Here is a 16702-nt window from a genome sequence, read left to right as displayed (position 1 = left end):
GCCAACTACTATAACATAAAAATTGAATCATGTTGCGCTGGTCGGCGCGATATTATCGTTTTCGTCGATGTGGCTGCGTTTTTCTACGCTTAGCTTGGCAATACGGCGGCCTTCCAGTTCCAGTACGCGGAAGACAAAGGCGTCATTGTGATGCTTCAGCGTAAGCTCCTCGCCCACCTCTGGAAGCCGTTCGAACTGGCGCAGCAGGTAACCGGCGACGGTGCTGTATTCGTCGGACTCTTCGATCAGGCCTTCCAGGTCGAGCGTTTGCTGGAAATGATGCATGTCGGTCGCGCCATCAATGATCCACCGGTTCTCGCCGTCGGCAATGATGTCGGGCGTTTCGTCCTCATCGGGAAAGTCACCCGCTATGGCCTCGAAGACATCGATGGGTGTGACCAAGCCTTCGACGGTGCCGAATTCATTGATGACGATCACCAGTTGCCCGCGCGCTGCCTTCAACGTATCGATCAGGTCCAGTATGCGGACGGTTTCATGAACGATGATCGCGGGGCGGAAGCCTTTCTCGCTAAGCGTGCCGCGCGTGATCAAGTCGGCGATCATGTCTTTTGCACGGCCTATGCCTACGATTTCATCGAGCGATCCTCGGCATACAGGGAAAAATCCGTGCGGCGTACTATTGATTTCGTCCCGTATGGCCTCAGGATCATCGTTGAGGTCGATCCATGTAATGTCCGTGCGGGGCGTCATGATGGAGTGCACATTGCGATCGGCCAGCCTGAGCACGCCGCTGACCATATTGCGTTCTTCGACGGCAAACGGTGCGCTGGAGGGATCGGAAGGCGGGCGATTACTTGTTTCGTCGGACGATACAGGACGCTTGCCCAGCATGCGCAAGATGCCCTCGGCGGTGCGTTCGCGCATGGGACGAGGGGAGTCCATGTTGATCAGATTGCGCCGTGCAATCTGGTTAAGCGTTTCGATAGCCACCGAAAAGCCAATGGCGGCATAGAGATAGCCCTTGGGTACTTTGAAACCGAAGCCTTCGGCCACCAGCGCGAAACCTATCATCAGCAGGAATCCGAGGCACAGGATGACCACGGTGGGGTGGGCATTGACGAAACGCGTCAATGGCTTGGAGGCGATCAACATGATACCGATCGCAATGATCACGGCGGCCATCATGACTTCCAGCCTGTCCACCATGCCCACGGCGGTGATGACCGCATCCAGGGAAAAGACGGCGTCCAGCACCACGATTTGCGTCACGATGACCCAGAAACCCGCGTACATGCGCGAGCCGGACATACTGGCTACCTTGCCTTCCACCCTTTCGTGCATTTCCGTGGTGCCTTTGAATACCAGGAAGAAGCCTCCCACAATGAGAATGAGATCACGCCCCGAGAATGCGAAAGAACCGACGGAGAATAGCGGTTCGGTAAGCTTGAATAACCACGAGATGCCAGCCAGCAGGGCCAGGCGCATGACAAGGGCGAGCGACAAGCCGATGATTCGTGCGCGGTCGCGCTGTTCCGGCGGAAGCTTGTCCGCCAGTATGGCAATGAAAATCAGGTTGTCGATGCCCAGTACGACTTCCAGGACGACAAGTGTTAAAAGGCCGACCCACGCGGCGGGGTCAAGCAACAGCTCCATTAGTAGGCTTCCGATAGAAAACACCAATTATAGGGGGCAATTGTGTATGCTTGGCTGAAATTGCCAGAAGCTGAAAGGAATTCGGCTGTCTGTCAGTCATTGATTGAGCTTGTTATTTTATGTGTTTCGATCGAAGATGAAACGCCGGCCTTTGGCTGGCGAGGCGCTTTGTACCGGTTTCCCGGCGGCGTGTCATTAACCAAGTAAAACCATGGCGAAACAAATCATGAGCAAAAAACTGTTGATGCTGGTCGGCGATTACGCCGAAGACTACGAAACAATGGTGCCGTTCCAGACACTGCTTACCGTGGGTCACACGGTGCATGCGGTCTGCCCGGACAAAAAGGCGGGCGATACGGTGGCTACCGCCATTCACGATTTCGAAGGTGCGCAAACCTATAGCGAGAAGCCGGGCCACCGCTTTGCGCTGAACTACGATTTCGACAAGGTTGACGTCAGCGATTACGACGGCCTGGTTATTCCGGGCGGCCGCGCTCCCGAATATCTGCGCATGAATGACAGAGTGCTGGAAATAGTCCGGCAGTTTGATTCAGCCCATAAGCCGATAGCCGCGGTGTGCCACGGAGCACAAATATTGGCGGCGGCGGGCATACTGAAGGGCCGTACTTGTTCGGCTTACCCGGCTTGTGCCGCCGAAGTCCGTCTGGCCGGTGGCACTTACGCAGAAATAGGCATAGACCAGGCGCATACCGATGGCCATCTGGTTACCGCCCCCGCGTGGCCTGCACATCCCGCATGGATGGCACAATTCCTGGCGGTACTTGGTACGCGTATTACACACGAATAGGCCGGCTTTATCTTTTTATCTGCAGATGTGGAAGCGTGTAGGCCTGGTTCTGGTATACCCAGCTGGGCCATACGGCATGCGCCAGCGCTTCGCGCGCAAGGCTGGCGTTGGTAGCCACAGGAATGTAGCTTGCGGGCGCCTGGTAGGTGTACTGGCTGGGATCGCGATGGGGCTCCAGGACCATCAGCGTGTCGCCTTTCAGATAGCCGTAATTCTCTCCGTACTGCATCATGGCGCGTCCGCCACCTTCCTTTGTCAGGTCGTGTCCTATCATGGGATGGTCGCACTCTACTCCCATGATGGACAGTAATGTGGTCGGCAGGTCTATCTGGCTGATCAGCCTGTCGTCGCTGCGCGGCGCAACGTCGGCGCCCACTATCAGGGCGGGAATATGAAAATGACGCAAGGGCACCAGGTTGGCGCCGCCGACGCGCGAATCATGGTCGGCAACGATCAGGAATACCGTATTGTCCCAATAGTCCGATTCTCGCGCCCGGTCAAAGAACTGGCCAATGGCCCAGTCCGCATAGCGTACCGTGTTCTCGACAGTGGCAGGGTTGCCGTCCGGGTCTATCCGGCCGCTGGGATATTCCCAGGGCGAATGGTTGCTGACTGAAAATGCCAGCGTGAAAGTCGGTTGCTCTGGCGTGGCCTGCAGGATGTGGTGCAGCTTGGTGAACATATCCTCATCGCTCGCGCCCCATGTGCCGACGAACGCGGGATCCTTGAACGTCGGCAGGTCATGAAGGTCGTCGAAGCCGTTACCCAGGAAGAAGCTCTTCATATTGTCGAAGTGGGCTTCTCCACCATAGATGAAGCTGGACCGATAGCCTTGCTGCTTGAGCGCTTGCGCCAAGGTGAAGAAATGGCTTTGCGCGCCGGAAAGACGCAGGATTGCGTCCGAAATGGTGGGAGGAAAGCTGGCCACCACGGCTTCAAGCCCGCGCACTGAGCGGGTACCGGTGGCATAGGCGCGCGTAAAGTTCCAGCCGCTGCGGGCCAGTTCGTCCAGGCAGGGCGTGAGCTTGGCACCGCCCAGGTTGCCCACGTATTGAGCGCCCAGGCTTTCCTGGACAATCATGACGACGTTGAGCGGGCGCGAGCGTTTGGAGCTGGGATTTTGGGCGTGAAGGGTCGGAATACCGGTGCTGCCCTGTGCAATGCCGGCTGCCTGCCTGACGATGTCGTTCATTTCGTCGGCGTCTATCTTGCCATAGACGTCTTCGGCCGAACGCTCATTCTTCATGCTGTACAAGGCGTAGCTGACCGAATACAGCGAATTGAGCGGCAGGGCATTGAGCATGCTGTCGCCACAGTAGGCAACCGTCGACGGATTGATGGGGCGATGGCCCAGGGTGCCTCGTATGGCCAGGAACGTTATGATGGCGGCCGCGAGCGACACCAGGGGACGGGCCCACCACACCATTTCCGTATCGGCCGCAACGCCGATGAATAAGACATAGGCCAACCACGCCGCCAGCGCGAGCACGGCTATGCCACCGAATATGACGGCTTTGTAGCCTTTCCAGAGCATGCCAAAAACTTCATTTGGATGCTTCAGGTATTCCACATAGAGGCGATTCGGACGGGTATCGTATTCATGGATGAATTGCGGCGTGGAGACCTCCAGCAATACCAGCAGCAGCCATGCAAACACGAACCACCATCCAGTAATGGCGACAGCCAGCGGAATATGCCCGATCCAGGGCGACAGTACAGCGGGAATCCCCGCAATAATGGCTATCTGGTTCGCATCAATACGCAAGCCGCCGATCAGAATAGGCAGGATGCCGCCCGCCTGTTTTACCCGCTTCCATTGCCATGCTGCCAGCATGCCGCGGCTTAACATCAGCAGGCATAGGCTGGATATGATAAAAGTCAGGGTCAAATCGCGCATCGGTGATATTTAAAGATCAGTTAACGGGCGTAGTGTAATGGGTGCGACCCCGTACCTGCATATTGCGTACAATTTATTGCGATTACTCCCTGACCCGTCCAGCACAGGAACCTGACATGCACTTCCCCCGCCCTTATGCAAAATTGTTTGGCGCCGCCGCCCTGGCCCTGGCGGTCCCGTTGTCGTGGGCACAAGACGTCATCAAGATTGGCGAGCTCAATAGCTACAAGACCCAACCCGCGTTCCTGGGACCTTACAAGAAAGGCATGGAGCTTGCCCTTGAGCAAATCAATGCAGCAGGGGGCGTGAATGGCAAAACACTTGAACTGGTCATACGCGACGACAATTCCAACCCGGGTGACGCGGTCCGCGCGGCCCAAGAGCTGCTCGCACGCGACAAGGTTGATGTACTGACCGGCACGTTCCTGTCGCATATCGGGCTGGCCGTTACCGATTTCGCCAAGCACAAGAAGGTATTCTTCCTTGCCAGCGAGCCGCTGACCGACAAGATAGTCTGGGCTGACGGAAACCACTACACCTACCGCTTGCGCAACTCCACCTATATGCAGGTGGCCATGCTGATTCCCGCGGCGGTAAAAATGAACAAGAAGCGGTGGGCCATCGTTTATCCCAATTATGAATACGGGCAGTCGGCAGTCGCTACGTTCAAGACCTTGCTCAAGCAGGCACAGCCCGACGTCGAATTCGTGGCAGAGCAAGCGGCGCCATTGGGAAAAATTGACGCAGGCAGCGTCGTCCAGGCCCTGGCCGACGCCAAGCCGGAAGCCATGTTCAACGTATTGTTCGCCACAGACCTGTCGAAATTCGTGCGCGCGGGAACGCAGCGCAATTTCTTCGAGGGCTTGCCCGTAGTCAGCATGCTGACCGGAGAACCTGAATACCTCGATGCGCTGGGCAATGAAACGCCCGTGGGTTGGGTGGTGACCGGCTACCCTTGGTACGCCATTGATACCCCCGAGCACGATGCATTCCTGCAAGCCTATCAAAAGCGCCATAACGACTATCCCCGGCTGGGCAGCGTGGTCGGCTACAACGCCATTCTTTCCCTGGCAGCGGGCATCAAGAAAGCCGGCACGACCGACACCGAAGCCCTGGTGCAGGCATTCAAGGGTCTTGAAGTCGGTACTCCCTTCGGGAAGATCACGTACCGTGCCAACGACCATCAGTCCACGATGGGCGCTTATGTGGGCAAGCTGGCCGTCAAGGACGGCAAGGGCATCATGACAGACTTCACTTACGTAGACGGCGCGAGCGTACAACCTACCGACGAACAGGTCAGGCAATGGCGGCCCGCCTCGGCCGATTAACTTGTCATAGGGCGCTGCGCCATCGGGCGCCGTAATCCGCAATGCAGCTTACTGGTTTTATCGTTCAGTTCCTGAACGGCCTGGCCGAGGCGTCTTCCTTGTTCCTGGTGGCCGCTGGTCTTTCACTGATATTTGGTGTCAGCCGGATCGTTAACTTTGCGCATGGCTCGTTCTACATGCTGGGCATCTACGTTGCCTATTCCATCGTGCAACAGTGGGGGCAAACTCCTTTTGGCTTCTGGGCCAGCCTGATCGCCGCCGCGCTTGTGGTGGCCGCCCTCGGGGCACTGGTGGAAATGATATTGCTGCGGCGCATCTACAAGGCGCCGGAAATGTACCAGCTGCTCGCCACGTTCGCGCTGGTGCTGGTATTCAATGATGCCGCCCTGTGGATCTGGGGGCCGGACGATTTGCTGGGTCCCCTGGCTCCCGGCCTGAACGGTTCGGTATCGATCCTGGGCCGCTACATGCCGGTTTACGACCTGGCGCTCATGGTGATCGGACCCGCGGTGCTGCTGGCGTTATGGCTGCTACTGACGCGCACCCGCTGGGGGACCTTGGTCCGCGCCGCAACTCAGGATCGTGAAATGCTCGGGGCACTGGGCGTGAACCAGGGATGGCTCTTTACCGGCGTATTTGCCCTGGGTGCTTTTCTTGCCGGACTGGGCGGGGCAATCCAAATTCCGCGCCAGCCCGCCAGCCTTATGCTGGACCTGAGCGTCATTGGCGATGCCTTCGTCGTGGTGGTCGTGGGCGGCATGGGATCTATTCCCGGCGCTTATCTGGCCGCCTTGATCATTGCCCAGCTCAAGGCTTTATGCATCGCCTTGGGCGTCATGGAAATCGGCGGCGTCAGCATCGCCTTTCCCAAGCTGACGCTGGTCGTCGAGTTCATTTTCATGGCTTTCGTGCTGGTGTTCCGCCCGTGGGGCTTGCGCGGCAAGCCGCTGGCAACCATGCGCCATCTGGGGATTCCCGATGCGCCCTTGCGTACCGCGGGCACCGCGTTCAAATGGTTGGCGATGGCGCTTATTGCATTGTTTGCCATGCTGCCGCTGTTGTCCGGCACCTTGCCGTATGCCACCGTTTTGGCTCAGGACATCCTGGTCGCCGTCCTGTTTGCCGTCAGTCTTCATTTCATGATGGGCCTGGGGGGTATGGCATCGTTCGGCCATGCCGCGTATTTCGGGATTGGCGCCTATGCAACCGCCTTGCTGTTTCAGTCGCAGTGGGCCGGCATGGGCGGCGCCTTGCTGCTTGCGCCGCTGGCGGCGGCCTTGGCGGCAACCGTATTCGGCTGGTTCTGCATCCGGCTTTCCGGCGTGTACCTGGCCATGCTGACGCTGGCATTCGCGCAAATTATCTGGTCTATCGTGTATCAGTGGGATGCGGTCACCGGCGGGTCCAACGGTATTATCGGTATCTGGCCCGAGGAGTGGCTATCGGGCGATACTTACTATTACTTTACGCTGGCTGTCGTGATTCTGGCGATTGTTGCCGTGCGGCGCATGGCGTTTGCGCCATTCGGCTATGCCTTGCGCGCATCCCGCGATTCAGCACTGCGTGCGGATGCGACAGGCATCAATGTAAAGCGTGTGCAATGGACCGCCTTTATCATTGCAGGCCTGCTGGCCGGCCTGGCGGGGGGGCTGTATGTATTTTCCAAAGGAAGCACGTCCCCTGAAGTCATCACCGTGGGCAAGTCCGTCGATGCACTGGTCATGGTGATGCTCGGCGGCATACAAACCTTGTTCGGCCCGGTAGTCGGGGCAGCCAGTTTCACGATATTGCAGGATTACTTCATCGGCATCACCGAATATTGGCGAGCCCTGTTCGGCGCAGTCATACTCCTGATCGTCCTGGCTTTTCCGCGAGGCATTGCCGGACATTTCGCGCTACTGATACAAGGCAAGGAAAAACCGGCATGAGCCTGTTGAACGTTCGCAACCTCAGCAAGCGCTTTGGCGGCAACGCCGCCGTCGATGACATCAGCTTCGACCTGAAGGCCGGCGAACTGCTGGCACTGATCGGCCCCAACGGCGCCGGAAAGTCCACGACCTTCAATATGGTCGGGGGCCAGTTGCCGGCCAGCGCCGGCTCCATCCTGTTCGACGGGCGCGAATTGCTGGGCGTACCGTCACACAGGATTGCCCATATGGGCGTAGGGCGCACGTTCCAGATTGCGGCGACGTTTGCATCGCTGACGGTGCTCGAGAACGTCCAGATGGCATTGCTGTCACATCACCGAAAAATCTTTTCGTTCTGGCGCGCGGCCGCTCATCGTTTTCGCGATGAGGCGCTTGATCTGCTGCGGCAGGTGAACATGCAGGACCAGGCTTCACGTCCCTGCAGCGAGTTGGCGTATGGCGACGTCAAGCGGGTGGAACTGGCCATGAGCCTGGCTGGCCGGCCACGATTGCTGTTGATGGATGAGCCCACGGCCGGCATGGCCCCGGCCGAGCGTAATGGCCTGGTGGCGCTGGTCAAAGACCTGGTCATCCAAAAAAACATGGCGGTGCTGTTTACCGAGCATAGTATGGATGTGGTCTTTGCCTACGCCGACCGCATTATCGTATTGGCGCGCGGCCGCTTGATTGCCCAGGGCAGCGCCGAAGAGGTGCGCGCGCATCCCCAAGTACAGGCGGTCTATTTTGGAACCGGCAAGACGTTCGAGGCCGCGATATCTGAAGGCAGCCGCCCATGAGTCAAGCACGCAATAGCGCAGCGACGGCGCCCTTGTTGACCTTGGCCGGGGTGAACGCCTGGTACGGTGCCGCCCACATCCTGCACGATATCGCGCTGGATGTCGGCCAGGGCGAAGTGGTGGCACTGATGGGACGCAACGGCGCGGGCAAGTCGACGACACTCAAGGCCATCATGGGCCTGGGACCCAAGCGCGACGGACAGATACGCTTCATGGGTCACGCGCTTGAAAAGCGCCAGCCCTACGAGGTGGCACGACTGGGTTTGGGCTATGTGCCGGAAGATCGCCGCATTTTCACCGAGCTGACCATCAAGGAAAACCTGATGACCGGCCGCCAGGCCGAGCGGACCTGGCCCGACGGCCGGCCGGGCCTGAACTGGACGGTCCAGGCAATCGATGAGCTGTTTCCAAATCTGGCCGGCATGAAAGATCGTCCGGCAGGTGCCATCAGCGGGGGCGAGCAGCAAATGCTGACAGTGGCCCGCACGTTGATGGGCAATCCTTACATGCTGCTTCTGGACGAACCTTCCGAGGGAGTGGCGCCGGTCATCATTGAACAGATGGTCAGTATGATTCTGGCGCTGAAAGCCCGCGGTGCCAGCGTTTTATTGTCGGAACAGAACATCCACTTCGCCCGCCTTGTGGCCGACCGCGCCTATGTGCTGGAAAAAGGCGCTATCCGGTACAGCGGATCGATGTCGGACCTGGCCGAAAACGAGCAGGTCCGACGATCTTATCTGTCGCTGTAACGCTTGTCGATAGCGTTACAGCGACGTCCTGTTTCAGGCTACGCGCCCCAGAGGAACCGCCGTGCGATAACTGTTCACCAGCTCAGTGCGCCGGGCCTGGGCGCCCAGCAGGTTCTTTTCCTTTACGTGCCCGAACCCGCGAATGTCATCGGGAAGGCGGGCAAGTTCGATCGCCACGGCCAGGTTCTGTTCGGTCAGGCTTTCCGATAGTTCATTCACCAGTTCCAGGTATTCACGCACCAACTGGCGTTCCTGCCGACGTTCAGCCGTCTTGCCGAATACGTCGAAAGCCGTGCCGCGCAGGCCTTTAAGCCTTGCAAGCACCTTGAAGACCGACATTACCCAGGGCCCAAATTTTTTCTTGACCAGTTCGCCCTTGTCATTGCGTCTGGAAAACAGTGGCGGCGCCAAATGGAAATGCAGTTGGTAGTCGCGCCCGGGCTCGCCTTCGAACTGTTTGCGCAGCTTATCCGTGAAGGCCGGATCCACATAGAGCCGGGCAACTTCGTACTCATCCTTGTACGCCATGAGCTTGGCCAGGTTGGTGGCGACTGCGGACGTCAGGCGCACGCTTTTGGCTGAAGACAGCGAGGCTTCTTTCATTCGTATCCGGTTGACGGCATCGACATAGCGAGCCGCGTAGGCGGCATTCTGATACTGCGTGAGCCACTGCGTGTTGCGTTGCAGGATGCTGTCCAGCGTTTCCGGCATGGCGATGACGGTGGCCGCCACTTTCTTGTCGGCCAGTTCAGGCGCAATGGCCTGGGCACCATGATGGGCAGCGGCGCGACCCCACTCGAAGGCCGCCAGGTTCTTTTCCACCATTACGCCGTTGAGGTTGATGGCGCCCAACAGGCTTTCATACGACAACGGTATCCAGCCTTTCTGCCATGCATAGCCCAGCAGCAGCGGATTCGCATAGATCGCGTCGCCCAGCAGCTTGATGGCCAGGGCGTTGGCGTCGAGGAACTCGCAATCCTTGCCGATCGCTTCGGTGAGGTCGTTGGTGGCCGCCACGTCGGGGTATTGCCACTTTGCGTTGTGGATAATGTCCGCGGTTGGGATGGGAGCGCTGTTCACCGCGGCATGCGTCACATCTTTCTGGGCCCTGGACAATACATCCGCCGAGGTTGTCACGATGGCATCGCAGCCAATGATCAGCTGGGCCTCGCCGGTGGCAATGCGCGTGGCATGCAGGTCGGCGGGTTGCGCGGCAATTTGAACATGGCTCAATACAGCGCCGCCTTTCTGCGCAAGTCCCGCCATGTCGAGTACGGTGACGCCCTTTTTTTCCAGGTGTGCCGCCATGCCCAGCAGGCCGCCTATGGTAACTACGCCCGTCCCGCCTATGCCGGTAACGAGTATGCCGTAGCTGTTTTGAATGGCGGGCAGCACGGGCAAGGGTAGACCCGTAACAAGTGCGGCCTGCGCGCCGGATGATGCCTGTTGCGGCGCCGGCTTTTTGACCTGAGCGCCTTCGGCAGTGATAAAGCTGGGGCAGAAACCGTTTACGCAGGAGTAGTCTTTATTGCAGGACGACTGGTTGATCTTGCGCTTCACGCCCACCGGCGTGTTCAGCGGCTCGACCGACAGGCAATTGGATTTCACCGAGCAGTCGCCGCAGCCTTCGCAGACTGCATCATTGATGAACACGCGGCGCGCGGGGTCGGGATAAGCGCCGCGTTTGCGGCGACGTCTTTTCTCGGTGGCACAGGTTTGGTCATAGACCAGTACGGTGGTGCCTTCAATTTCACGCAATTCGCGCTGTACGCGGTCGAGTTCGTCGCGATGATAAACAGGCGGATTGCCGGTCAGCGATACGCCTTTATACTTTTCGGGCTCGTCGGTGACCACCACCACTTTCTTTGCGCCTTCGGCGTGAACCTGCGCGATGACGTCAGTGACCTTCAGGATGCCGTCGACCGGCTGGCCGCCCGTCATGGCTACCGCATCGTTGTACAAGATCTTGTAGGTGATATTGGAGTTTGCTGCGATCGAAGCGCGAATCGCAAGCACGCCGGAATGGAAGTAGGTGCCATCGCCAAGGTTGGCAAATACATGCTTTTCCTTGGTGAACGATCTCTGGCCTATCCACGCCACGCCTTCACCGCCCATGTGGCTGAAGGTCTCGGTTTTGCGGTCCATCCAGATGGACATGTAATGACAGCCTATGCCGGCGAGCGCCCGCGAACCGTCGGGCACGTTGGTCGACGTATTATGCGGACAGCCCGAACAGAACCACGGCTTGCGTTCGGTCGTGATGACGGGTTTGCGCAGCTCGCGATCCTTGGCATCGATGATGGCAATGCGGGCGGCGATCCGGCTTTGCACCTCGGCGGGGAGGTCGGCTTTCTCGAGTCGGCGGGCAATGGCCCTTGCGATCAGGGCGGGAGACAGCTCGGCGGCGGCCGGCAATAGCCAGTGGCCGCGTGGAACCGACCATTCTCCGCCTGCATTGTCTTTTTCATCGAACTTGCCGAAAACCCTTGGCCGGACATCGTCGCGCCAGTTATAGAGTTCTTCTTTCAGCGCGTATTCGAGTATCTGGCGCTTTTCTTCAACGACCAGTATTTCTTCCAGTCCCGTTGCGAATTCACGCGCATCCTGGGCGTTCAGCGGCCAGACGCAGCCGACTTTCATTAGTCGAATGCCGATGCGGGCACAGGTTGATTCGTCCAGTCCGAGATCGGCCAGCGCCTGGCGCGTATCCAGGTACGCCTTGCCGGCCGTCATGATCCCAAAGCGTGCGCGAGGCGAATCGATAACGATACGATTCAGCTTGTTGGCGCGCGTGTAGGCGATGGCTGCATACCACTTGTAGTCGATCAGCCGTGCTTCCTGAACCAATGGCGGGTCGGGCCACCGTATGCTCAGGCCGTCCGGCGGCAGCAAGAAATCGTCGGGGATGATAATGCGCGCGCGGTCAGGGTCAATGTCGACCGATGCTGTTGATTCGACGACCTCGGTGACGCACTTCATGGCCACCCAAAGGCCGGAGTAGCGGCTCATGGCCCAACCGTGCAAACCGTAATCCAGGTATTCCTGGACATTGGAGGGATACAGGACGGGTATGCCTGCGGCCTGGAAGGCGTGTTCCGATTGATGTGCGACGGTGGACGATTTGGCGCCATGGTCATCGCCCGCCAGAACCAGGACCCCGCCATGGCGCGCGGTGCCCGCCGAGTTCGCGTGCTTGAAGACGTCCATGGAGCGATCCACGCCCGGGCCCTTGCCGTACCACATGCCAAATATGCCGTCGCGCGTGGCATCGGGATAAAGGGTGACCTGCTGGCTTCCCCATACCGAGGTGGCGGCCAGGTCTTCATTCAGCCCTGGCTGGAAGACGACATCGTTGTCGGCCAGGTGTGTCTTTGCTTTCCATAAGGCCTGATCCAGCGCGCCCAGCGGAGACCCCCGATAGCCCGAGATGAAGCCCGCCGTGTTCAGGCCGGCAAGCCGGTCGCGCGCCTTTTGCAGCATGGGCAGGCGTACCAGGGCCTGCGTACCGCTCATGTAGGCGCGGCCATGTTCCAGCGTGTACTTGTCGTCTAGGGATACCGCGGCCAGTGCCGATAGCACCGCCGGATCAAGGGGAGCGTTCATCGGGCTGTCTCCTGTAGGAATTTTCTGTATTCCCAGTGTATGGACTTATCGTGCTATCGTAAAATCAATTTTTCAGCTAACAGGTATTGGAAAAACAGATGAAGGACGAGGTCACGCTACGGCAGTTCCGCTACTTTATTGCCGCCGCCACGTCGGGGCAGTTTTCCGCCGCTGCGGTTTCCGAGCATGTGTCGCAGTCCGCCATTACCAGCGCCGTACAAAGCCTTGAACAACAACTGAAGGTGCGTCTGTTCGATCGACTACCCCATGGTGTGGTATTGACCGCCGAAGGGCAAGTGTTTTTCCACCACGCGCGACATGTCATGGACTCGGTCAACGACGCCATGCGCCATGCCAGCCTGCTTCCCCAGACGGCGACTGGAACCATACGCCTGGCAGCCACCTACACTGTTCTAGGCTACTTCCTGCCGGACTTGCTCAGCCGTTTCAAGCGCAGCTACCCGCAAGTCGAGATTGACCTGGTCGATATGGACAGGCCTACGCTGGAACAAGCGCTGGCCGACGAAACCATAGACCTTGGCGTTGGCCTGTTGTCGAACATCGACGTCCCACAGCGCTATGGGCATCATCTTCTGGTTCGTTCGCGCCGCCGCGTATGGATGGCAGCCAGCCATCCCCTTGCCAAGCAAGCCGTCGTCAGCCTGGCCGATATTGAACGTTGTCCTTATATATTGCTGACTGTCGACGATGCCGAAGCCGCGGCTATGCGGCATTGGGGTGCCGCAAGCCCGGCGCTCAACGTAGCGATGCGTACCAGTTCGCTGGAAGCCTTGCGCGGCCTCGTCGCCTATGGCTTTGGCGTCTCGATATTGTCCGACCTGGTGTATAGGCCATGGTCGCTGGAGGGAAAGAAAATCATGGCCATCCCCATCAGCGATCCGCTTGCGCCCATGGACGTCGGGCTGCTGTGGCCCAGTACGCGACAGCCTGCCGGTCTTGTTGACGTGTTCAGGCAATTCCTGATTCACGCGTGCGACAGTGACAACGGAATATCCGCAGCGGGCTCGACTCAAAGGGCTGCGCTGCGGAGCCGTTGAGCTGGCGCACCGGTATCGGCGCGCCCGTTCGTCATGGAACCAGCGAAATTCCGACGCGGACCTGCGGCTCGCTTTTATGGTTATAGCCCAATAACGTTTCCCCGTAGCCTTTGAAATACTGCACATGCAGGTAGCCGTTCATGTTCAGGAACGTACGCTTCAAAGGCCATGCTGCCTCGATCTGGCTCGTGCTGCGGCCTTCGTGCCCCTGACGGTACAGGCCCGACAATACCAGGCCATTGTCCTGTGCCCAGCGCAACTTCCAGTCGACGTGGCCAGCATAATCACTGTAGTCGGAATTTTTGTCTCCGACGGCGAAGTAGGTTTTGACGCGTGGTGCGAAAGTAAGCGTGCTGCCGCCGTCGAAACGGTAGCTGAACTCGGGCTGGATGTAGGCGAAGTTCAATGAACGCGAATCGTCCTCGCTTTTGCCGTTCGACTCGTGCTGGACGCCGCTGGCCAGCCCCAGGTAGATATCTTTACTGGGCGACTGCCACAAGGCATCTTTCTGCCAGAAAAGGCTGGGCTTGAACGATGTGTCGACAAACGGATTCGAGTCGGAATGCAGATCCCACAGCGCTGTTTGCGTGTAGCCAAGATAGAAATGATCTTCGAACTTGGGATTATTGGGATCGTTGGGCGTGAAAAGACGATACTTGAAACTAACTTGGTAACGCGCATTTCGCCCGCCTTTATTGCCCACGTCAAAATAAATGGGCTCGTAGGCGGAAATGGCGCTGCTGAATCGCGCGAAGCCCGAAGGCGGCGTGGTCAGTTGCTGCGTTGACGTAACGGCCGGCCCCTGGGAGATGGGCGCGCCCGTGGCGGCCACCACGTTCTCGGGCAGTGCAGGGTCGTTTTGCTGTAGCCCCGTTGCCGCGCCGGCGTCAACCACCGGTCCGGTTGCTGGGGTGCCTGAAATGGTGCTGTTCTTGAGCGGACTGGTGTCCAACGCAAGCAGCGTGGGCTCGCCTTCGATGTTGACCGCCTGCAGGCCGCGCACGCCCGTAGGCACCACGGCGCGCCAACTGAACTTTACAAAATTATTGACCGGTATATTGGCTTGTTCGCTGCCTTGGGCAAGATATGCCAGGCTGCGTATCGCCTTGCCTTCCTGATCGCGCCATTGAATGACCAGTTGCTTGGGGGCGTTCCACGTAATGGCGCTGGCGGTATCATTGAACAGCAGGCCGCTGATAGTTACGGTTTCACCGGGGAGGGCTTGGGGGCGGTCCAGCTTGTAGCTGATACCGGCGCTGGCCGGCGAGGCGAGGAGTGCGCTGCTGACTAGGGCCATGACTTGAACGCAGTGTTTCAGTGGTGTGCAGGTATACGTCATAAATGCTTCATTTGGATTCTTATTGATACGCCGGAAACTGTAGCATTGAGGCTCGTTCTTTACGCTACCTATTGTAAGTATGTGGCGAAATGGGTACTTGGGTGCGATTGATATCGGCATTTCGTTCGCGTAAGTGCCAGATATATGACGTTTTTCTTCTTTCCCGCTCGACGCGCTAAAATGCGCGCTCCAAGTTGGATAATGCGGCAGTAGCTCAGCTGGATAGAGCACGGGCCTTCTAAGCCCGGGGTCGGGGGTTCGAGCCCCTCCTGCCGCGCCAAGTGTTTATCTGGATAGACGCAGATTACGCGCGTTGCAGCGGTCGAATCTCTTCGGCCAGCCGCAATGCGGTATCAGGGGTGATGCTGCGGCGTCCACGAACTATCTCGTTCATGCGGGTGGCGGGAACGTGGAGCATAATGGATAGAGTGTTGACACTCATCCCCAGCGGCGCGAGATATTCTTCACGCAGAATTTCGCCCGGATGGATCGGACGCATGCCCTTAATTTCCTGCGGGCAACGGCGAGTATTCAACCGCAATCCACCGATAGCCGGATTCTTGCTCCTTGACATGCCCGATGCCGGGGAAAGGCAGATGCGCACCCCCGATCCAGAATTTCTCTTTCGCGGCACGGGCAAAAACTTTCTCGCGTGTGGCAACGGCCTGTTTTTTATCGGTATCGAAATCGAGAGACACGGCAGGATTTGCAAACTGCACTGCATGGCTATGGACGATGTCGCCCCATACCAGCAATTGCTGTCCCTTGGACGAAAACATATACCCTTCATGGCCGGGTGTATGGCCTGCCAATGGAACCGATGTCACGCCGTCGGCCAAAGCGTCGCCTGCCACAAATTGCTTCAGCTTCCCGGCAGTCTCATAGGGTGCCACGGCCTCTTGGGCTGCCTGGAAAAAAGGCTGTGCTTCTTTTGGCGCTTGTGCGGCCGTTTCCTTGTTCAGCCAATAATCGGCTTCGCCCTTGGTTACATACACCGTTGCGTTCGGGAAAACCATCTTGCCATCGGCAGTGATCCCGCAAGAATGGTCACCATGCAGATGAGTCAGGAACACCTTGCTGACTTGCGTCGTTTCATATCCTGCGGACTTCAGGTGATTGCCAAGCCCACCCAGTGTCGGTCCAAAACACGTTGCTGCACCCGCATCCACGAGAATCAGGTCTTTGCCCGTATTGACCAGGTAGCCATTGACTGCAGTTTGCACGCCATCTTTCGTCACTGGAACGAACATGTCCGCCAACATGGCCTGGGTTTCGCTGTCGCTGATGCCCTTCAGAAGCGATGTTGTGAGCGAAATGGCGCCGTCATACAGCGCCGTCACCTGAAAGTCGCCCAGCGACATGTGGTAGTAGCCAGGAACCTGTTTCACTGACTTGCCGGGAACTTCGGCAAAGCTGGCGGCAGGCAATAAAGCAGCCGACGTAGCGAGGACAATGATAGACAGCGTGCGCCGCGCCGATGACGATGCCCCTGATGTGACGGGAATTTTCATAGTGGCCACCATGGATATCGTTGACGATTTTTGGCAATCCGCAGTGGACTCCTGCGGAGACCGGCAACGTTCACTATATCCGGCGCGAGGA

The 16702-nt window shown here is 58.4% G+C and carries 11 protein-coding genes, 1 tRNA gene and 1 pseudogene; 7 read left to right on the top strand and 6 right to left on the bottom strand.

The annotated features are described in order from the left end of the window. Positions 1–27 precede the first annotated feature (27 nt). Entirely contained in the window at positions 28–1614 is a 1587-nt protein-coding gene (locus CR159_RS03965) for a TerC family protein (protein ID WP_102072701.1), read from the bottom strand. A gap of 226 nt (positions 1615–1840) precedes the next feature. On the opposite strand from CR159_RS03965, the gene CR159_RS03960 reads away from it, so the two are divergent. Continuing rightward, positions 1841–2422, top strand: a complete 582-nt coding sequence (locus CR159_RS03960; RefSeq protein ID WP_102072700.1) for a DJ-1/PfpI family protein — start codon at positions 1841–1843, stop codon at positions 2420–2422. A gap of 7 nt (positions 2423–2429) precedes the next feature. Here the strand turns inward: CR159_RS03960 and CR159_RS03955 are convergent, their stop codons facing one another. Continuing rightward, positions 2430–4319 carry an LTA synthase family protein gene (locus CR159_RS03955; protein ID WP_102072699.1) on the bottom strand — a complete coding sequence of 630 codons (1890 nt, stop codon included), beginning with the start codon at positions 4317–4319 and terminating at the stop codon, positions 2430–2432. 116 nt (positions 4320–4435) lie between these two features. On the opposite strand from CR159_RS03955, the gene CR159_RS03950 reads away from it, so the two are divergent. Genes CR159_RS03950 through CR159_RS03935 form a run of 4 tightly spaced genes read left to right on the top strand, consistent with a single transcriptional unit; the run spans position 4436 to position 9100 of the window. After that, positions 4436–5647 carry an ABC transporter substrate-binding protein gene (locus tag CR159_RS03950; protein ID WP_102072698.1) on the top strand — a complete coding sequence of 404 codons (1212 nt, stop codon included), beginning with the start codon at positions 4436–4438 and terminating at the stop codon, positions 5645–5647. A gap of 41 nt (positions 5648–5688) precedes the next feature. After that, the gene (locus CR159_RS03945) at positions 5689–7575 is read left to right on the top strand and encodes an ABC transporter permease (RefSeq protein WP_102072697.1); all 1887 of its coding nucleotides are present in this window, start codon (positions 5689–5691) and stop codon (positions 7573–7575) included. Beyond that, positions 7572–8351, top strand: a complete 780-nt coding sequence (locus CR159_RS03940) for an ABC transporter ATP-binding protein (RefSeq protein WP_102072696.1) — start codon at positions 7572–7574, stop codon at positions 8349–8351. The genes CR159_RS03945 and CR159_RS03940 overlap by 4 nt, the downstream gene beginning before the upstream one ends. Next, positions 8348–9100 carry an ABC transporter ATP-binding protein gene (locus CR159_RS03935; RefSeq protein WP_102072695.1) on the top strand — a complete coding sequence of 251 codons (753 nt, stop codon included), beginning with the start codon at positions 8348–8350 and terminating at the stop codon, positions 9098–9100. The genes CR159_RS03940 and CR159_RS03935 overlap by 4 nt, the downstream gene beginning before the upstream one ends. Before the next feature lie 33 nt (positions 9101–9133). Here CR159_RS03935 and CR159_RS03930 read toward each other — a convergent pair whose 3' ends face one another. Further along, on the bottom strand, positions 9134–12703 hold the full coding sequence (locus CR159_RS03930) for an indolepyruvate ferredoxin oxidoreductase family protein (protein ID WP_102072694.1): 3570 nt from the start codon (positions 12701–12703) through the stop codon (positions 9134–9136). Positions 12704–12801: 98 nt separating this feature from the next. Here CR159_RS03930 and CR159_RS03925 point away from each other — a divergent pair, with 98 nt between their 5' ends. Continuing rightward, a complete protein-coding gene (locus tag CR159_RS03925; protein WP_102072693.1) occupies positions 12802–13761 on the top strand; it encodes a LysR family transcriptional regulator in 960 nt (319 codons plus the stop codon). A 31-nt stretch (positions 13762–13792) separates the two neighbouring features. Here CR159_RS03925 and CR159_RS03920 read toward each other — a convergent pair whose 3' ends face one another. Then, complete coding sequence (locus tag CR159_RS03920; protein ID WP_158238500.1) at positions 13793–15100, bottom strand: phospholipase A; 1308 nt, start codon at positions 15098–15100, stop codon at positions 13793–13795. Between the two features lie 203 nt (positions 15101–15303). Between CR159_RS03920 and CR159_RS03915 the strand changes: the two genes are divergently transcribed. Then, positions 15304–15380 (top strand) — tRNA-Arg (locus tag CR159_RS03915). 54 nt (positions 15381–15434) lie between these two features. Here the strand turns inward: CR159_RS03915 and CR159_RS03910 are convergent. Continuing rightward, positions 15435–15599, bottom strand: a pseudogene (locus CR159_RS03910) (HigA family addiction module antitoxin); the annotation flags it as partial. A 4-nt stretch (positions 15600–15603) separates the two neighbouring features. Then, a complete protein-coding gene (locus tag CR159_RS03905; RefSeq protein WP_102072784.1) occupies positions 15604–16611 on the bottom strand; it encodes an MBL fold metallo-hydrolase in 1008 nt (335 codons plus the stop codon). Between the last annotated feature and the right edge of the window lie 91 nt (positions 16612–16702).

It is taken from the genome of Pollutimonas subterranea (assembly GCF_002849655.1).
GTDB lineage: Bacteria > Pseudomonadota > Gammaproteobacteria > Burkholderiales > Burkholderiaceae_B > Pollutimonas > Pollutimonas subterranea.
The sequence above is the reverse complement of the archived record's forward strand: the minus strand, read 5'-3'. Positions and strand labels throughout refer to the sequence as shown.